The sequence below is a fragment of the Bryocella elongata genome (assembly GCF_900108185.1).
GTDB lineage: Bacteria > Acidobacteriota > Terriglobia > Terriglobales > Acidobacteriaceae > Granulicella > Granulicella elongata.
In genome coordinates this window covers 1,580,701-1,596,986 of the sequence record NZ_FNVA01000001.1, presented here as the reverse complement: position 1 = coordinate 1,596,986, position 16,286 = coordinate 1,580,701, and the positions used below count along the sequence as shown (strand labels likewise).

General features: G+C 58.6%; 14 protein-coding genes. 10 read left to right on the top strand and 4 right to left on the bottom strand.

What is annotated here, in order from left to right:
• Nucleotides 1-324: 324 nt before the first annotated feature.
• The 9 genes from C4S68_RS06160 (at nt 325) to C4S68_RS23935 (ending at nt 7,161) form a co-directional block, all read left to right on the top strand.
• Entirely contained in the window at nt 325-870 is a 546-nt protein-coding gene (locus C4S68_RS06160) for a YceI family protein (RefSeq protein ID WP_103932039.1), read from the top strand.
• Between the two features lie 364 nt (nt 871-1,234).
• Nucleotides 1,235-1,687 carry a type 1 glutamine amidotransferase family protein gene (locus C4S68_RS06155; protein ID WP_200821483.1) on the top strand — a complete coding sequence of 151 codons (453 nt, stop codon included), beginning with the start codon at nt 1,235-1,237 and terminating at the stop codon, nt 1,685-1,687.
• A gap of 43 nt (nt 1,688-1,730) precedes the next feature.
• The gene (locus C4S68_RS23365) at nt 1,731-1,877 is read left to right on the top strand and encodes a hypothetical protein (RefSeq protein WP_200821482.1); all 147 of its coding nucleotides are present in this window, start codon (nt 1,731-1,733) and stop codon (nt 1,875-1,877) included.
• Nucleotides 1,878-2,011: 134 nt separating this feature from the next.
• Complete coding sequence (locus tag C4S68_RS06150; protein WP_103932038.1) at nt 2,012-2,734, top strand: SDR family NAD(P)-dependent oxidoreductase; 723 nt, start codon at nt 2,012-2,014, stop codon at nt 2,732-2,734.
• Nucleotides 2,728-3,213, top strand: coding sequence for a RidA family protein (locus tag C4S68_RS06145; protein WP_103932037.1), 486 nt, complete (start codon nt 2,728-2,730; stop codon nt 3,211-3,213). The genes C4S68_RS06150 and C4S68_RS06145 overlap by 7 nt, the downstream gene beginning before the upstream one ends.
• 137 nt (nt 3,214-3,350) lie before the next feature.
• Complete coding sequence (locus C4S68_RS06140; protein WP_103932036.1) at nt 3,351-4,262, top strand: RNA polymerase sigma factor; 912 nt, start codon at nt 3,351-3,353, stop codon at nt 4,260-4,262.
• Nucleotides 4,263-4,323: 61 nt separating this feature from the next.
• Nucleotides 4,324-5,103: an alpha/beta fold hydrolase gene (locus C4S68_RS06135; RefSeq protein WP_235011391.1), complete on the top strand. Its 780-nt coding sequence runs from the start codon at nt 4,324-4,326 to the stop codon at nt 5,101-5,103.
• A 177-nt stretch (nt 5,104-5,280) separates the two neighbouring features.
• Nucleotides 5,281-6,645 carry an epoxide hydrolase family protein gene (locus tag C4S68_RS06130; protein WP_103932231.1) on the top strand — a complete coding sequence of 455 codons (1,365 nt, stop codon included), beginning with the start codon at nt 5,281-5,283 and terminating at the stop codon, nt 6,643-6,645.
• A 60-nt stretch (nt 6,646-6,705) separates the two neighbouring features.
• Nucleotides 6,706-7,161 carry a response regulator gene (locus C4S68_RS23935; RefSeq protein ID WP_407641097.1) on the top strand — a complete coding sequence of 152 codons (456 nt, stop codon included), beginning with the start codon at nt 6,706-6,708 and terminating at the stop codon, nt 7,159-7,161.
• Between the two features lie 165 nt (nt 7,162-7,326).
• Here C4S68_RS23935 and C4S68_RS06120 read toward each other — a convergent pair whose 3' ends face one another.
• The 3 genes from C4S68_RS06120 to C4S68_RS06110 form a co-directional block, all read right to left on the bottom strand.
• Entirely contained in the window at nt 7,327-7,956 is a 630-nt protein-coding gene (locus C4S68_RS06120; RefSeq protein ID WP_103932033.1) for a response regulator transcription factor, read from the bottom strand.
• Nucleotides 7,957-8,033: 77 nt separating this feature from the next.
• Complete coding sequence (locus C4S68_RS06115) at nt 8,034-8,408, bottom strand: response regulator transcription factor (RefSeq protein WP_103932032.1); 375 nt, start codon at nt 8,406-8,408, stop codon at nt 8,034-8,036.
• Nucleotides 8,409-8,745: 337 nt separating this feature from the next.
• Nucleotides 8,746-11,118 (bottom strand): PAS domain-containing protein, encoded by a 2,373-nt coding sequence (locus C4S68_RS06110; RefSeq protein WP_103932031.1) that lies wholly within the window; start codon nt 11,116-11,118, stop codon nt 8,746-8,748.
• Between the two features lie 294 nt (nt 11,119-11,412).
• Here C4S68_RS06110 and C4S68_RS06105 point away from each other — a divergent pair, with 294 nt between their 5' ends.
• Nucleotides 11,413-15,471, top strand: a complete 4,059-nt coding sequence (locus C4S68_RS06105) for a carboxypeptidase-like regulatory domain-containing protein (protein ID WP_103932030.1) — start codon at nt 11,413-11,415, stop codon at nt 15,469-15,471.
• A gap of 27 nt (nt 15,472-15,498) precedes the next feature.
• On the opposite strand, the gene C4S68_RS06100 is transcribed toward C4S68_RS06105, so the two are convergent.
• Complete coding sequence (locus C4S68_RS06100) at nt 15,499-16,161, bottom strand: hypothetical protein (RefSeq protein WP_146072037.1); 663 nt, start codon at nt 16,159-16,161, stop codon at nt 15,499-15,501.
• Between the last annotated feature and the right edge of the window lie 125 nt (nt 16,162-16,286).

Below are 16,286 nucleotides of genomic sequence, written 5' to 3'. Positions count from 1 at the left end.
AGCTGCACGAGACGGAGCCACATGCAGCCAAACAGCCCCTCTACGATCCTGATTAGGCCATGGGAATAACCTCTGATCTATTGGACGATGGTGTCGGCCCACACTTAGGTATTCATCGATACCAAAGCTCTATAGATTCGGGCCGAGTCTTCTAGTCTGATCCTCCATGCGAGCTCCAAAGCGCATGCCTCTGTGCCCTTTGAGTGGTTCACCGTCTCAATTCTGCCGTGATGGCGCTGTGACGCTTCCACGAAACTCGCATCATCAGGGACCAGTTACTTTCGGCTCCGCCTCACAAAATTCGATCAAATGGAGATACGCCTCATGATTCCCACGCAGACTTTCAACCTTTGGAAGATCGATCCTGCTCATTCAGTAGCTGGGTTCAAGGTCCGGCACATGATGATCTCGTACGTGAAGGGACATTTCACTGGGCTTACCGGTGTGCTGAAGCTGGACAACACCGACTTCTCCCAATCCAAGGTCGAGGCCTCGGTCCCAACGGCCGGTGTTCAGACTGGCGATTCCAACCGCGACGAGCATATGCAGGCGGCTGAATTTCTCAATGTCGCGGAGTTTCCGACGATCGATTTCAAGTCCTCAGACATCCGACCGACCGGAGCTTCCAGCTATCTGGTGGTCGGCGACCTCACCATCCTTGGCGTTACGAAGCGCGTGACCGTGACCATTGAGGATGTGAGCGAGCCCGCGGGCGATCCCTGGGGCAATCAACGCATCGGACTTTCTGGATTCGCCAAGATTGATCGCCGAGAGTTCGGACTCGTATGGAACACGGCATTGGAGACCGGCGGGGTGCTGGTGGGCGACGAGGTTACGATCACACTCGATGTCCAACTGATCAAGCAGTAAGGCGGCAGATGGCGTTCGTATCTCCGTCCACGCTGCAGTTCGCAGCAATGCGGATTCGCAGAGGATGAGCACGCGCTCATCTCGAACACGGCAGGGACAGACAAAGTCATGGCGCGGCGTTCCAGGCCGCGCCGACATCTGCAGCCTATGTGCATCCGGTTCTCCCGGCGGGCAGATCCCCGATACCTGGCATGCCCTTGGCCCCGTTCCGAAGTTATCTCCCATACCTTGGTATTCCTGCGGTTATACCAAGGTATGGGCGATACCTACGTCCAATTGTTTCGCAGGAACCGCCCTGCTTTGATGTCGCTAGTGGATCCACTCCAGTTGAGGATCTGTAACGCAGACGTGAAGGAGACGGCAGATGAAGATCGCAATGGTACTTACTTCACATGATCAGTTCGGGAACACAGGTCTCAAGTCCGGTTTCTTGTTTGAGGAGTTTGCGGCGCCTCACTTCGTGTTTCGGGATGCCGGTGTGGATCTGACGCTTGCGTCTCAGAACGGCGGGCAGCCTCCTCTCGACCCCAAAAGTGATGTCGCCGCAGACCAGACGCCGGCCATGGAGCGATTCAGGCAGGATGAAGTTGCCGAGAGTGCTGTTTCGCAAGAGGTGAAGCTCGCCGACCTGAAGTCGGAAGACTTCGATACGGTGTTCTACGTGGGGGCGGCCCTGGCCCGATGTCGGATCTGGCCGAGAGCCCGGTCTCGATCGTACTGCTCGAGTCTTTCTACAACTTGGGCGAGCCCATTCGCGTTGGTGTGCGATTCTCCCGGGCACTTCGGCATGTCACGTGCCAGGGGGAACCGGTCGTGAAGGGCGAGCACGTGACGGGTCTACCGATGGCGAAGATGCAGAGATGCAGTTCACCCCTGTGGCCCCGTTCCTTGTCGACGGGCTCATGCGGCTCAGCGCGATCTTTGAGAAGAAGGCAGACTTGCGGCCGCTCGTCATTGTCGATGGACGTTTGGTGACGGGCAAAAACCTGCGTCGTCGACCTCTATAGCCGAGGCCGTCCTCGATCTGCTCTCCGGCAAAAAAAATGGAGGCTGCGTGAAGGCGGCGTTGGCCGCGGCTGATGTCACAGGATTTTCGCCGGCGATCTCTTTTTGAAGCACCGAAACAGAATTGGGGTTGGATATGGCAAAGAAAAAAACAGTCATCGTGACGGGCGCCTCACAGGGCATCGGAGCGGTCGTCGTTCGTGAGTTCCTCGACCGCGGCTATCGAGTGGTTGCGACGTCGCGCAACGCAACGAAGGCAGGCTTTGCGCTCTCACCTGACCTTGCGATCGTGGATGGGGATATCGGTTCGGTAGCGACGGCCGAGCGTGTTACTCAGACCGCGATCAGCCATTTTGGTTCGATCGACCACGTCGTGAATAATGCGGGGATCTTCTTGGCAAAGCCCTTCACGGACTACACACTCGAAGAGTTTCGGGGTTTCGTCTCGACCAATCTGGAAGGGTTCGTCTTCATCACCCAACTGGCGGTTAAGCAGATGCTCGCTCAGGGGACTGGAGGCAGCGTCACGACGATCACGTCCTCGCTGGTGGATAACCCCATCGCGGGCGTCACGGCATCGATTCCGATGATCACCAAGGGCGGGCTCGAGGCGGTCACCCGCAGCCTCGCCAGCGAGTATGCGAAGGAGCACATACGCTTCAACGCGATCGCGCCAGGCATCGTCGATACGCCTCTTCATCGGAACACTCCGAGAGACTTCATGAAGACCCTCTCGCCGATGGGGTCGATCGTTGAACCGAAGGACATTGCCGATGCCGTGCTGTATGTGACCGAAGCGAACCATGTCACCGGGGAGGTGCTGCACGTGGACGGCGGTGCGCACACGGGCCGATGGTAGCGGCCGGGGAGTCCCGGTCAGGGAATGCCGAACAGCGGTTGCAGGAGCTTGGCATTCAGCTGCCGGATGCGCCCACACCCCTGGGCTCCTATGTGGAAGCTGTACAGACGGGGCGGCTCCTCTTTCTCAGCGGGATGCTCCCTATCGCAGACCACAAGCCGAAGTACGTGGGGCGGGTTGGGGCAGAGCTTGATGGAGACGCGGCCAGGGATGCTGCCTACACAACGGCGTTGAACGCACTGGCCACGGCGAGGCAGTATCTGGGGTCGCTCAATCGGGTGACTCGTGTCGTGAGGCTCGGGGTATTCATCGCGACCTCCGGGGATTTCTTCGATCAACCACGGGTAGCGGACGGAGCGTCGGACCTCTTCCGGGAGGTGTTCGGAAGAGAGAAGCTGCCGGTCCGTCTTGTCCTGGGTGTCGCAAGCCTTCCGCTCGGCGTGCCGATCGAACTCGAGGTCATTCTCGAGGTGACGTAGATCTGCAGCACCGCTGCATCGCACCGTTCGCATCGCGGACCGTCTCGTTTGTCGGGCCCGTTGCTGATGGCCCACGAACATCGACTTAGGAATGAGCTCTAGACCAGAAATGCGCCGATCGGCGAATTGAGGGAGCAATGGATCTGCATAGTGATCACAGCTTTCGGCTCTTGACACCATTCATCCCAGATGGTGGTGCCAACAAGGGAGTCGGTCAACGCCCATTACTGAAACACCGCGACCTGGTCGCGGCTGCACAGGCCGGCTCTCACGGAGCGTTTGACGACCTGTGGGCGCTGTACTCGCGGCGGATCTTTCGAACGGCGCTGGGGATTACACGAAACCCGCATGATGCGGAAGACGCTGTTCAGGATGCTTTCATGCGCGCATTCCTGGCTATTGGGAGCTTCGAGAGCCGCGCCAACTTCTATACGTGGCTGACCCGAATCGCAATCAATTCGGCGTTAGGCATCCTGCGTAAGCGCCGCTCTCGACCGGAGGAAGTCTCCATCGTTTTTAGCCCATCCGGCGAGGGCGACGGCGTAGACGAGGGTGCGAGGGACCTGGCCCCCGATCCTGAACGGGTCTATGCGGAACAGGAGGAGCGCGAAAAACTCATGTGCGCGATTGGCAAGCTTCCGGGGCACCTTCGGATCGTGACACGCGCAGTGATCACAGAGGATTGCTCGGTGAAGGACGTCGCATGTCGCCTGAACATCTCTGTTCCGGCGGTCAAATCGCGGCTATACAGAGCTCGCATCATGCTCCGTGCCTTGACGGCTTCGCCGCATGTCGTGGGGGTGAGCCACCGGCGCATGGTCGCGAATGAAGCGCCGGCAAGGAAGGTAATTTCCGCATCCTCTTGTAAGTCCATGGAACCCGTGAAGGGGTGCAGCAACACGGTAGCGTTCGTGCGCCAGGAAGGAAGTACGAGATATGTGCAGATTGTTTCATCGGATCGCTGCGGCTCTAGCGATTGCGCTGGCCGGCAGTGGGGAGCTCCATGCACAGGAGAGAGGGAGACCAATGGAACAGCAAGTCTTCTATAGGACTGTGAAAGTTGACGGGCTGTCCGTGTTCTACAGGGAAGTGGGCCCAAAGGATGCTCCTGTGATTCTGTTGCTGCACGGACTTCCGTCATCGTCGCGAATGTTTCAGTCGCTGCTGGCAAGACTTGGGGATCAGTACCATCTGATTGCTCCGGACTACCCGGGCTATGGTCATAGCGACTGGCCCGATCCCAGGCAGTTCAGCTACACGTTCGACGCCATCGCCAACGTGATGAACGGCTTAACGGTCGCGCTTCGCCTGTCGCACTACACGCTCTACATGCAGGACTATGGCGGGCCAGTTGGCTTTCGGATGGCATTGGCGCATCCGGAGCGTGTGCAGGCTCTGATCGTGCAGGATGCAGTCGCTCACAACGAGGGCCTGGGAGCCAATTGGGCAACGAGGCGAGCGTTCTGGGCAGATCGGCCTGCCGGTGAAACGGCGCTACGGAGCGACCTGCTGTCGCTTGCGGCTACGAAGAGACGGCATGTCGGTGATGATCCAACGGTAGAGCTCTACGACCCGGATCTGTGGATGGACGAATATGCCTTCCTGAACTCTCCAGGGCAGGCGCAGATCCAGAGCGATCTCTTCTATGACTACCGCACGAACGTTGAGGCATACCCGACGTGGCAGGCATGGATGCAAAAGACGCATCCGAAGCTCCTCGTGCTTTGGGGCCGGCACGACCTTTCATTCGATCCAGGAGAACCGGAGCGTTATCGCAGAGATGTCCCGAGCGCCGAAGTTCACGTGCTTGATGCTGGCCACTTTGCATTGGATACGAAGGCCGATGAGATCGCGACGTTGGTCCGTGGCTTCATGAAGGGCCAGAAGTGATCTTCGTGTTTATCGAAAGTACCGTCTCGAGCTCTCGCGGCGATTGGGCGAAGGTATCGATCGACACCAGCGTTCAATAGCGTGCTCTGCACTCACCTGGTCTGATCACAACTGCCGAACGCGTCACGAAGAAAAGCAATGCCCGAAGCGACGTTCATTTGCGAAGGAGAAGACATCATGTTGCATGACGACGTACAGATCCCAAACGGCGCGGCCATACCTGCAGCTAGCAGCGGAGCCACTCGGCGCAGCTTCCTTGCGAGCTCGGCGGCCGCCGGCGTTCTCAGCCTCTTCTCGGTCGGCTCGTCCGCCGCCGGTCCAGCGTCTGCCGGCGGATCGACGAAGCCTGAGGATGCGGGCTTCGGGACCGCGGCAGTACGCTCCTTCAGCGTCAGCTTCCCGAAGGCTGACTTGGCCGACCTGCGTAAACGTGTCAGCGCGACACGCTGGCCAGAGCGCGAGACTGTCGGCGATACCACGCAGGGCGTTCAACTCGCGACCATGCAGAAGCTTGCCCAGTATTGGGCGAACGACTACGACTGGAAAAAGATAGAGGCGAAGCTGAACGCTTTGCCGCAGTTTGTCACGACGATCGACGGACTCGACATTCACTTCATCCACGTCCGTTCGAAGCACGCGAACGCGTTGCCCGTCATCATCACGCATGGCTGGCCGGGATCGATCATCGAGCAGCTAAAGGTCATCGGTCCGCTCACCGACCCGACGTTGTATGGGGGGACGACCGAGGATGCGTTCGACGTGGTGATTCCTTCGCTTCCTGGATACGGGTTTTCCGGGAAGCCTACGACGACGGGCTGGGATCCAGCCCGGATCGCGCGGGCGTGGATCGTGCTCATGAAGCGGCTGGGATACACGCGGTTTGTGGCCCAGGGCGGCGACTGGGGGAACTCTGTGACGGAGTTGATGGCTCTCCAGACTCCTCCCGAACTGTTGGCCATCCACACCAACATGGCAGCCACTGTTCCACCCGAGATCGAGAGGGCGCTCAACCTGCACCAGCCTCCGCCGTATGAGCTCTCTGCCGACGAGAAGCGCGCGTGGGATCAGCTGGATTTCTTCTATCAGCATGGGTTGGGGTATGCCGAAGAGATGGCGGCCCGCCCGGAGACACTGTTCGGCATCGAGGATTCGCCGATCGGCCTCGCTGCGTGGATCCTCGATCATGATGCGGCGAGTGAGGCGCTCATCGCACGCGTCTTTGACGGACAAGCCGAAGGGCTGACGCGAGATGACATCCTGGACAACATCACGCTGTACTGGCTGACGAGGACGGCTATCTCCTCGGCTCGTCTCTACTGGGAATACAAGGGCGGCTTCTTTGATCCGAGGGGTGTCTCTATCCCTGTCGCCGTGAGTGCGTTTCCTGACGAGATCTATCAGGCGCCCAAGAGCTGGGCCCAAGAGGCATATCCCAAGCTCATCTTCTACAACCGGCCGCCCAAGGGTGGGCACTTCGCTGCATGGGAACAGCCCCAGCTGTTTACTGAGGATTTGCGAGCCGCGTTCAGGCCGCTTCGGTGATCCGTTCGGAACCGGCTGGATCAGCGAGAGGAGACAGGCGTGGCGAGCGAATGGGACGATATGGTGATCGTTGAAGAGAACCCGGTGCTGGCGAGTGCGCTTGCCGGGATCTTCAGGGAAATCGGGTATACCGTCCGCGTCGCATGTGAGGGGTTAGCTGCGTTGAGGTGCTTGCGAGAGCGAGTCCCCGATGTGCTCCTATCGGACCTGGAGATGCCCTGCATGTCCGGCTTTGAGCTTCTGCCGGTTGTGCGGCGGCGATACGCCTTGATCGGCGTAATTGCGATGAGCGGAGCCTATTCCGGCGTGGCTGTTCCACTTGGCGTCCCAGCCGATGCGTTCTACGCCAAGGGATGTGGTCCTGTCACACGGCTCCTCGAGCTGCTACATGCAATGAAGGATGAGCCGAAACGTCATGCTGTGCGCTCCACGGTCCGAGTTGATTCTGACGCGACCACGCGCGCGCGCTGGGAGCCAAACAAGCTCAGGCCCCGAGTTGAGCCGGAGGCCGAATGATCAACATTCTGCTCACTTCCGCTATGTTCGCCTTGATGAAGTGGGCATTCGCGAGGCTGCCTGGATAGGCGCTCAGCCCATCCGAGCAGGCCCACAGCAGGGAAGACTCACTGATGTCAGATGGAATGATTCTGGAGCCGCCGCGGATGAGTCCCGCGCGACGTGTCATGCCTGGTGAACCGATGTAATGCGAAGTCTCGCCGCGATCTTGACGAGGCCGGCAAGCGAATCCGCCTGCATCTTCTGCATCACCTTGCCCCTGTGAGCCTTAACGGTGATTTCGCTGATGCCCAACTCCATACCCACCTGCTTATTGGAAAGTCCGGAGACGACAAGGGCCAACACCTCTTTTTCCCGGGGGGTCAGTGAGATATAGCAGTCGCGCAGCGCCCCAGTCTCAGCATCGCGGCGGAGCATCGCGAGGCTTCGTTCAAGGGAATGGCGGATAGCGTTGAGCAGCACCTCGTCGCTGAAGGGTTTCATCAGGAATTCGACCGCGCCCGCTTTCATCGCCTTGACTGTCATGGGGATGTCCCCGTGACCTGTGATGAATATGATCGGCATGTCTTTCCGGCCGGGACCAATGCGTTGTTGCAGGTCGAGGCCATTCAGATCCGGGAGCGAGACGTCGAGGATCAGGCAACTCGGAGCAACGACACGCGGACGGTCAAGGAATTCCTGTGCGGACGCAAAGGTCTCCGGCTCCCAGCCCTCACAACGAATCAATGATTCCAGCGACTCCCGTATCGAGATGTCGTCGTCGACAATGAACACGATCGGCGTGGACTGCGGCATAGCGGTGACCTCGAGGGACGTTCAATCAGGGTTGGTGTCGGGGCTGTGGTTTGTGCCCAGGTACGTGGAGGGGTGGTCTATCCAGTGTGTAGCGCCATATTCACGGCCGTCAAAATGTCCTCTTCGCTGAAGGGTTTTAGTAGGTATTCGACAGCCCCAAGTTCGAGCAGGCGCGGGCGCGCCGTTTCGTCTCTCTGCGCGGTGATGAAGACGATTGGGATGTTGTTGCCACGGAGCTTCAATTCGCGTTGGAGTTCAGGCCCGGACATTCCTGGCATCGCAATGTCCAGGATGAGGCAATCAGCTTGAGTCAGATCGTCGGACGCGAGGAACTCTCCCGCGGATGAAAAGGCGTGCGCGGAAAAACCGAACTCCCTCAGCAAGTCCGGCAGCGACTCGCGTATGGATTCGTCGTCGTCAACGACGGAGATGAGCGAACACCTACTCTGCATAGCTTCTCATCCCACTTTGCTTGCTGCTCAAATCGGCCCTCGAAAGAAGGTAAAGATTGCCGCAGTCCACGGAACAAGCAATTCAAAACGAAATCTGTGCCACGGTCTGCGCGAGTCGATACCCGTAGATCACAACGAGCACGACTCGCCAGCTCTATTGTTCGGTCGACTTTGTCCGCCAGTCTGTGATTCCACGGCAGTTCCGTGTCAACAGAATGCGCGAAAGGTGGTGCCGCTGTCGATCCTACTTAGGTATCGACCGCGCCGAAGTGGCTGAGACCGGCTGCCTCCGGGCATTGTCACGGGTTGCCTGCAGGGGCGCAGCGGGATCGGAGCATCAGAGCGCGGCGCGCGGAATGCAGAAGGCGAACGTGGCGCCGCGATCCTGGTTGGCTTCTGCCCAAAGGCGGCCATCATGTCTTGCGATGATGGAACGGCTGATAGAGAGACCAACGCCCATTCCTTTGGCCTTGGTGGTATAAAACGCGCCGAACAGTTTTTCGACGGTATCAGGATCTACGCCGATCCCGGAATCCTTGACCAGGAGCTTGACGCTATCGGCGTCGTGTAGCGCGGTCCGAACCAGCAGCGCCCTCGGGCGATCGTCAACTCCAGCCATCGCATCCGCGGCATTCAAGAGGAGGTTGAGGATGACTTGCTGCAATTGGACCCGATCAATGCTCACCGGTGGTAGTTCGTCCGCGAATTCTGTTTGCAGGATGGCACCGTTCCGGCGTAGCTCGCCGAGGGAAAGTGCAATGACCTCTCTCGCGACGTCATTGAGATCCGCGATCTCCATGACGGGCGGCTTCGTCGAAAACAGGGCTCGCAGACGCTGAATCACATCTGTCGCACGGTTGGCATCCCGGATCGCGCGCCTAGCCGTCTCGGCTGCGCCAGGCAAATTCGGAGGTGTCGCGGCCAGCATGCGGACACAAGTGTTCGCGTTGGTCAGGATCCCGGACAACGGTTGACTGACCTCGTGGGCGATGGACGCGGTCATGGCATTCAGGGTAGCGACTCGCGCCACATGGGCAAGCTCGCCGCGAGTCCGGTTCAGTGCTTCCTCAGCTTGTTTGCTCTGCGTGATGTCCTGCACTGCACCCATGAGGATCGGGCGACCGCCGATGTGTTCGATGATCTGTGCGACCCCGCGGAGGTGCTTCTCGTTGCCCTCGGCAGTGAGGATACGGAAATTGAAGTCGGACCCACTCCCTTCGAGCCGGCGGTGCGTTTCCGCATCGAACAGCTGCAAGTCATCTGGATGGACCTGGGCGCGGATCACGTCCAGGTGTGCCGGCGTACCTGGATCAATTTCAAAGATGTGGTAGAGCTCTGCCGACCAGTTGTGTCGATCCTGCTGGAGGTCCGCGGTGAAGCTGCCAGTCTTACTCAACCGCTGCCCCTCCGAGAGCTGCACGAGGGCTTCGCGCAACTCACGCTCGCGTGCCTGGAGGACTGCGTCGCTCTCGGCGCGATCGATGGCGATGCCCGCGATTTTCGTAAACCGGTCGACGAGATCCGCTTCCTGCAGGACTCGGGTTGCGTGCCCGGATCGATGGGCAGCAACGACACCAGACACCTCGCCGGAGGCCGATTGTATGGGCAGCGCGCAGCACGAGTCGAAGTCGAGGCCGGTCATGACACGAAGCCACGGACAGTCGGTCCAGCGTGGGTCTTGGGTGAGGTCCGTCGTGATGACGGGAGTTTTCTCGATCACTGCCAGTGAGCACGGATCCTCGCGACGATCAATGGAGATCGCTTCGAGGGAATCGCGGAAGACGTTCGGCAGCTTGGGAGCAGCCCCGAGGTGGAAGCGCTTCCTATCGGCGGCAACAACCAGAACGATGCAGAAGCAGCCGACGCATAACTCCTCGACATGACGACTGAGGGCGTCGAGTATCTGTCCGAGAGGTTCGCTCCGCGCCACTCTTTCCAGCAACCTGACTTCTGCAGCGAGCAGATCTTCCGCGCGCTTTAGATCGTCGACATCGATCTGAAATGTGACATACCGGACGACGTTGCCCTGAGCATCACGTACTGGCACGCACTTTGCGCGCGTCCACCGGTAGACCCCGTCCGGGTAGAGCATGCGAATCTGCGAGTCAAACATCTCGCCCGTCGTGAGCAGGGCTGTCATATTTTCGAGGTTGTTCTGGTGGTCGTCAACGTGAATGATCCCAGACGTCGTCCACTGCTTCAACTCCTCAAAGGTCATGTCGAAGTCCTTGAGGGACTGAAGGTTAGTGAATTCCAGGACTCCGGCCGTGTTCAAGAATCCTGCTTGAAGAGGCACCATGTCGAACAGGCGACGCAAACGCCCGTCCGTTGCAGTCCTCTCATCGGCGTCGGAGCCGAGCCAGCACCAGCGCTGGTGGAGGAGATCGTCTTCAGGTAAAGGCGAAGGGCGGAACACAAACCAACGATGTTGTCCGTCAAAGCGGCGTAACCGCGCGTCGATCTCATTAGGTACGCCGGAGCGCCTGATGCTGTCCCAGGTCTGCATGAAGAGCGCCACGTCATCTGGATGGATCGCGGTCTGCCAACCCAACCCGACCGTCTCCTCGATGGCGAGTCCTGTGTATTCGGACCATGCGCGGTTAGCGAAGCTACTCTGGCCGTCAGCGTGTGTCATCCAGATCAACGCAGGGAGTGCATCGACGACACTTCCGAAATCGAGCGAGGTGCCCGCATGTGATTCTCTACGCATTGCCTCGGATGATAGCCGGGGAGTTGTGGGGATGGACCGATACCAAGGTGCCGATCAATACCTTCGTCTTATAGATCGCCCGCTCCCGCTTCTGTCTTAATCACACTGTCAATCAGGTATCCATCGATCCGAACTGAACAACTTGATGTCTCTAGCCCCGCGTTTGGAGCAGGCTCGTCAGTGAACTACCGAGGGTCTCAGTCCTTGCGGAGTCCGTCTAGCCGAGTCGCCTTGCAAGCAAACCGGCGAAGGATTCAGTGGCATCATGCAGCTTCGACCGCATATGGAGGTTTTGTGCGTCTCAAAGAACACCGCGTCTCCACACTTCTGCTGCCGGTAGCGTTGTTTGGCCTGGCACACATGCGGACCTTCGCACAAACTACATCAGTATCGGGCGAAGTGATTGATCCGGGTGCGGCCGTTGTAGTGGGAACGGTGGTGAAGCTCACGGACACAGCTACGAGGCAAGCGCTAACCGCCACGACCAACGGTGCTGGCCGTTACTTCGTCTCAAGCGTCGCGCCCGGCGTTTACAGCATCACGTTCAGCAAGGCCGGATTCTCGACGCGGAGGATCGACAACCAGCGCGTCGATGTGGGCCTCGGGCTGACACTGAATACAGTGCTGAATCTGGGGTCTGTTTCGACCGTGGTGGACGTAGATCCGTCTGCGGGAGCGGAGTTGCAGACGATGAATTCGACGGTCAGCAGCGTGGTCTCGGGAGAATCGCTGACGCTGCTGCCAAACACCGGACGAGATGCCGCAACCTTCGCGATCCTGCAGCCGGGGGTGTCACCAGAGGGAGCGAACGCCGGTGCCTCCTACGACCAGAACACGTTCCGGCTCGATGGGGGCAACAACTCCAACGACGTCGACGGAAGTTCGAACATCTACACTCCGAGCTTTGCGACGGCCTTGTCTCCGGCGGGTGGCATCTTCGGCCACAACGAAGGAATGTCGGCCCCGACCGGAACGGTACCGACTCCTGTCGAGAGTATCGAGCAGATCAAGGTCGCGAGCAGCGGCATGACAGCGGATTTCAACTCTTCGTCGGGAAGCGAAGTCCAAATGGTGACGAAGCGCGGCACCAATCAATTCCATGGGGCGGTGTATGAATACTACTTTGCCAGCAATGTAGGCGCGGCGAATTCATGGGACGACGATCACACACCGCATGGAAACCTTCCATATACTCCGCTCCCAGTTACGCACAATAATCGATTCGGTGCGGCGATCGGCGGGCCGGTGTTGCCAAAGATGCTCGGGGGAAAGACCTACCTCTTCTTTAACTACGAAGGGTTTAGATTTCCGCAATCTCAAGTGTGGGATGCCACCGTCCCGACAGCCATGATGCGTGCGGGGGTGGTTCAAATCGATCAGGCGGGCACGTACATTCCCTACAATCTCAATCCCTATCCTGTCACCGTTGGCGGTGTGACCTATGCGGCTGGCTCGTGCCCTGGCGCCTGCGACCCGCGAGGCATCGGGCTCAATCCCATCGTCTCGCAGATCTGGCAGAGATTCATGCCGCTGCCCAACAACTTTTCCGGTCCCGGCGATCATTACAATACTGCCGGATATCTCTCCACGATCAAGACTCCCGTGTCGTCAAACAACTTCGTGGGGCGGGTCGACCATGACTTCGGGGAGAAGTGGCGGTGGTTTGGCAGCTATCGGGCGTATCACGCTACCGTGACAACCACGAGCCAAGTGGACATCGGCGGTGCCATCGGAAATGACAAATTTGGTGTCCCAACCGCTTTGTCACAGCGGCCGCAGGTTCCCGAGTATTGGGTGACAGGACTAACTACGAACATTAGTTCCACTACCACCAATACGTTCAACTTCAGTTTCCTCCGCAACTTCTGGCAGTGGGGTGATGCAGCTGCTCCTCCTCAACTTCCGTCGCTGGGCTCAGCGGTCGAAATCGGCGGGGAGAGCAGCAACGCATTGATCCCGTATGACGTCGACACGGCAGATACCCGCCAGCGCTTCTGGGATGGCCACGACGCGACGTTTCGTGACGACGTCAGCAAGATCATTGGCAATCATCTCCTGCAGTTCGGTGGCATCTATGAGCACAACTACGACTACCACGTGCGCAACGACAATGGTGGTGGCATCCAGAACATGCCCGTGGACAACATCAGTACGGCAGCAGGCGGCGTGACCTATCCCTCTCAGTATCAGCCTGCCAACCTGCCCGCTTCGCAGATCGGTACCTACAATACGCTCTACACGGAGGTTCTCGGCATCACTGGCGAGTCTCAGCAGTTGTATACCCGAAGCGGACCGAACCTGACTCTGAATCCGCCAGGGTCTGAGATGTTCGACCAAAGCACCATCCCCTTCTACAACGTATATATCTCCGATACCTGGCATGCGAAGCCCACGTTAACGTTGACGTATGGTCTGGGTTACGCGATTGAAATGCCTCCGGTGGAACGAAACGGGAAGCAGGTCGAACTGACGGACACTGCGGGGATCCCGATTGTAGCCAGCGATTATCTGGCCAAGCGACAGGCTGCAGCGCTCAACGATCAGGTCTACAATCCCACTCTTGCCTTCGCCACCATCCGGAACGTGACCGGTGGCGCCAGCACCAAGTACCCCTACAAGCCCGACTATGCGGAGGTCAGTCCACGTGTCTCTGCGGCTTGGAGTCCGAAGTTCACTCAAGGCGCGCTGGGGGCCATCTTCGGGGATGGCATGACCGTGATCCGCGGCGGCTATGGCCGTGTCTACGGACGGTTGAATGGAGTGGCCCAGGTCGTGTTTCCTTTGCTCGGAACGGGGCTTGGCCAGGCGATCGCGTGCATTGGCGCAACATCGAGTGGCCAATGCCTCGGGCAATCCAGCGTGAATCCGACCAATGCCTTCCGCATTGGTGTGGATGGAATGACAGCACCTCTGCCCGCGATTTCACAGACCCTTCCTCAGCCGTACATCCCCGGTTTCAACGGAAATGCGTCAGCTGGCTCAGGGACGGTCATTGACCCGAACTTCAAGCCATCCCGGACCGACAATTTCAATGTCGGCATCCAGCGCGAGATCTCGCCCAAACTGATCGTTGAGGCAGGATATATCGGGCGAATCATCCGCAATGATTTCCAGGGAATTGATCTGGATGCCGTGCCGACCATGACCACACTGAATGGTCAGAGCTTCGCCTCGGCGTTTGCCCAAACGTACATTCAATTGTGTGGGCTCGGCCCTTCTTGCCTGGGCAACAGCACCGTTTCGCCACAGCCTTTCTTTGAATCGGCTCTGGGCGGTCCACTGTCGACCTTCTGCAGCCACTACAGCAGTTGCACGAGCGCCCTTCTGCAGAACTCGACCACGAGGAATCAGATCTCGACGACCAGCGTCTACGACTTGTGGGCCACACTGAACCAATCGTCTTCCTGGACGTTGGGCCGCACCATGCCGAGTTCTCCGATCAATGGCGGCAGCGGACAACTCTCCGCCATTTACATGAATACAAGTGAAGGCTACGGGAACTATAACGCCGCGTATGTCTCGTTCACGGCGCACGATTGGCACGGTCTCATAGCGCACACCAATCTTACGTATGGCAAGGCGCTCGGAACGGACACACGCCCGCAGGCGCAAACCAGTTACACCGCTCTCAACCCGTGGGACCTGCATTCCATGTATGGGCCTTACGCGTACGACTATCGATTCATCTTCAACCTGGTGATGCTCTATCAGGATCCGTTTTATAAGATACAGAGAGGGTTGGTCGGTCATCTGGCGGGCGGCTGGAGTATCGCACCACTCTTTACCGCCCACACAGGCAGCCCGTGGCAAGTCTATAACTACAATAACTCCTGCGAGTCTTTCGGCGAAGGGAATTGTAGCGCGGAGGTAAGCCTGGACGGCGCGGTGCTCTCATCCCGATTCACCGGGGGAAACTCGCCGCACTACAATTTGAAAATCTCCCAGAGCGCGGCCGCCAATCCTTTGGGCGTCGGCGTAAACACGAACCCCAATAACGGCGGGGGCGGCGTGAATATGTTCTCTAACCCGATCCAGGTGTATAACGAGTTCCGCCCCTGCATCCTGGGGTACGACACCAGCTGCGGAACGACGGGACAGATCCGCGCGCCGGGCTTCTGGAATCTGGGCACCACAGTCTCAAAGGATATAGGGGTCTGGAAAGATGGGCGGGTTGGCGCGACGCTGATTTTCCAGTTCACCAATATTCTCAATCACACCGCGATGAACGCGCCGTCTATGGCCCTCGACGACCCGGCTGACTTTGGCAATATGAGCAGCAACAATGCCTATTTTGGCGTAGGTGAGGCCTTTCACCCGCGTCAGACGGAGTTCGGGCTGCGCGTGCATTATTAGCGGTATGAGCCGGATCGTAACGAGAACTTATCGGACTTCGATCTCAATGAGCTTCGCTTCGGTTTGGGTAGAGATGCTGCAGGGGGCGCCCGCTGAAGCTAGGATCCATTGCCCAGGTTTGCGGAGTGGCTTCTTGCCGACAGTCACATGCCCAGAGACGAGGATCACGACAGTTGGCTTGTTGTGAACCTGTTCCGTCTCTCTCGTCGCAGCGCTGAGTGTCACCGCATAAATCAGGAAGGCCCTACTCTCTTTCGCAAGGACTGTGGCGGGAGACGAAGAGGGTGGGTCCGTGGACCAACCGCTGTTTCGCATGTTTTCGACCATGACGGTATGAAATATACCAGCGCCGACATTTTCAACGGCGTGGATAACGGGAGCTCCCGCGAATTCCGCCACGACAATGTCGCCGAGGGAACAAGGCTTCACGATGTCACTCCAGTCGGCCTTATGGTTTCGAGTTCGCATGTTTGAGCCGCTGAAGCACACGCTTGCGGAATCGTGCGCATGCACATGTTCTGGTTGGGAGGTCCCGGAAGGCATGGTGGGTTCGAGCACGCTCAGGACGTCACTCTCGAATTTCAGATGTTCACTCGGGAGCTTTTCTATCGGCAATTGCGCGGTTGCTCCCACCCACGCGACGAGGATCGCTCCTGCTGACAAGCAATGTAATCCAGTCATGTTGTTCATCCAAAAACACGCTATCACGCTCGACCATTCGCAGCCTCACAAGGAGATTCGCGTTGCGTCCGGAGCGACAGACTGGCGCTCCTAACTGCTTACTCCCCACGATCTGGTCTCGGCACGTGGAGACA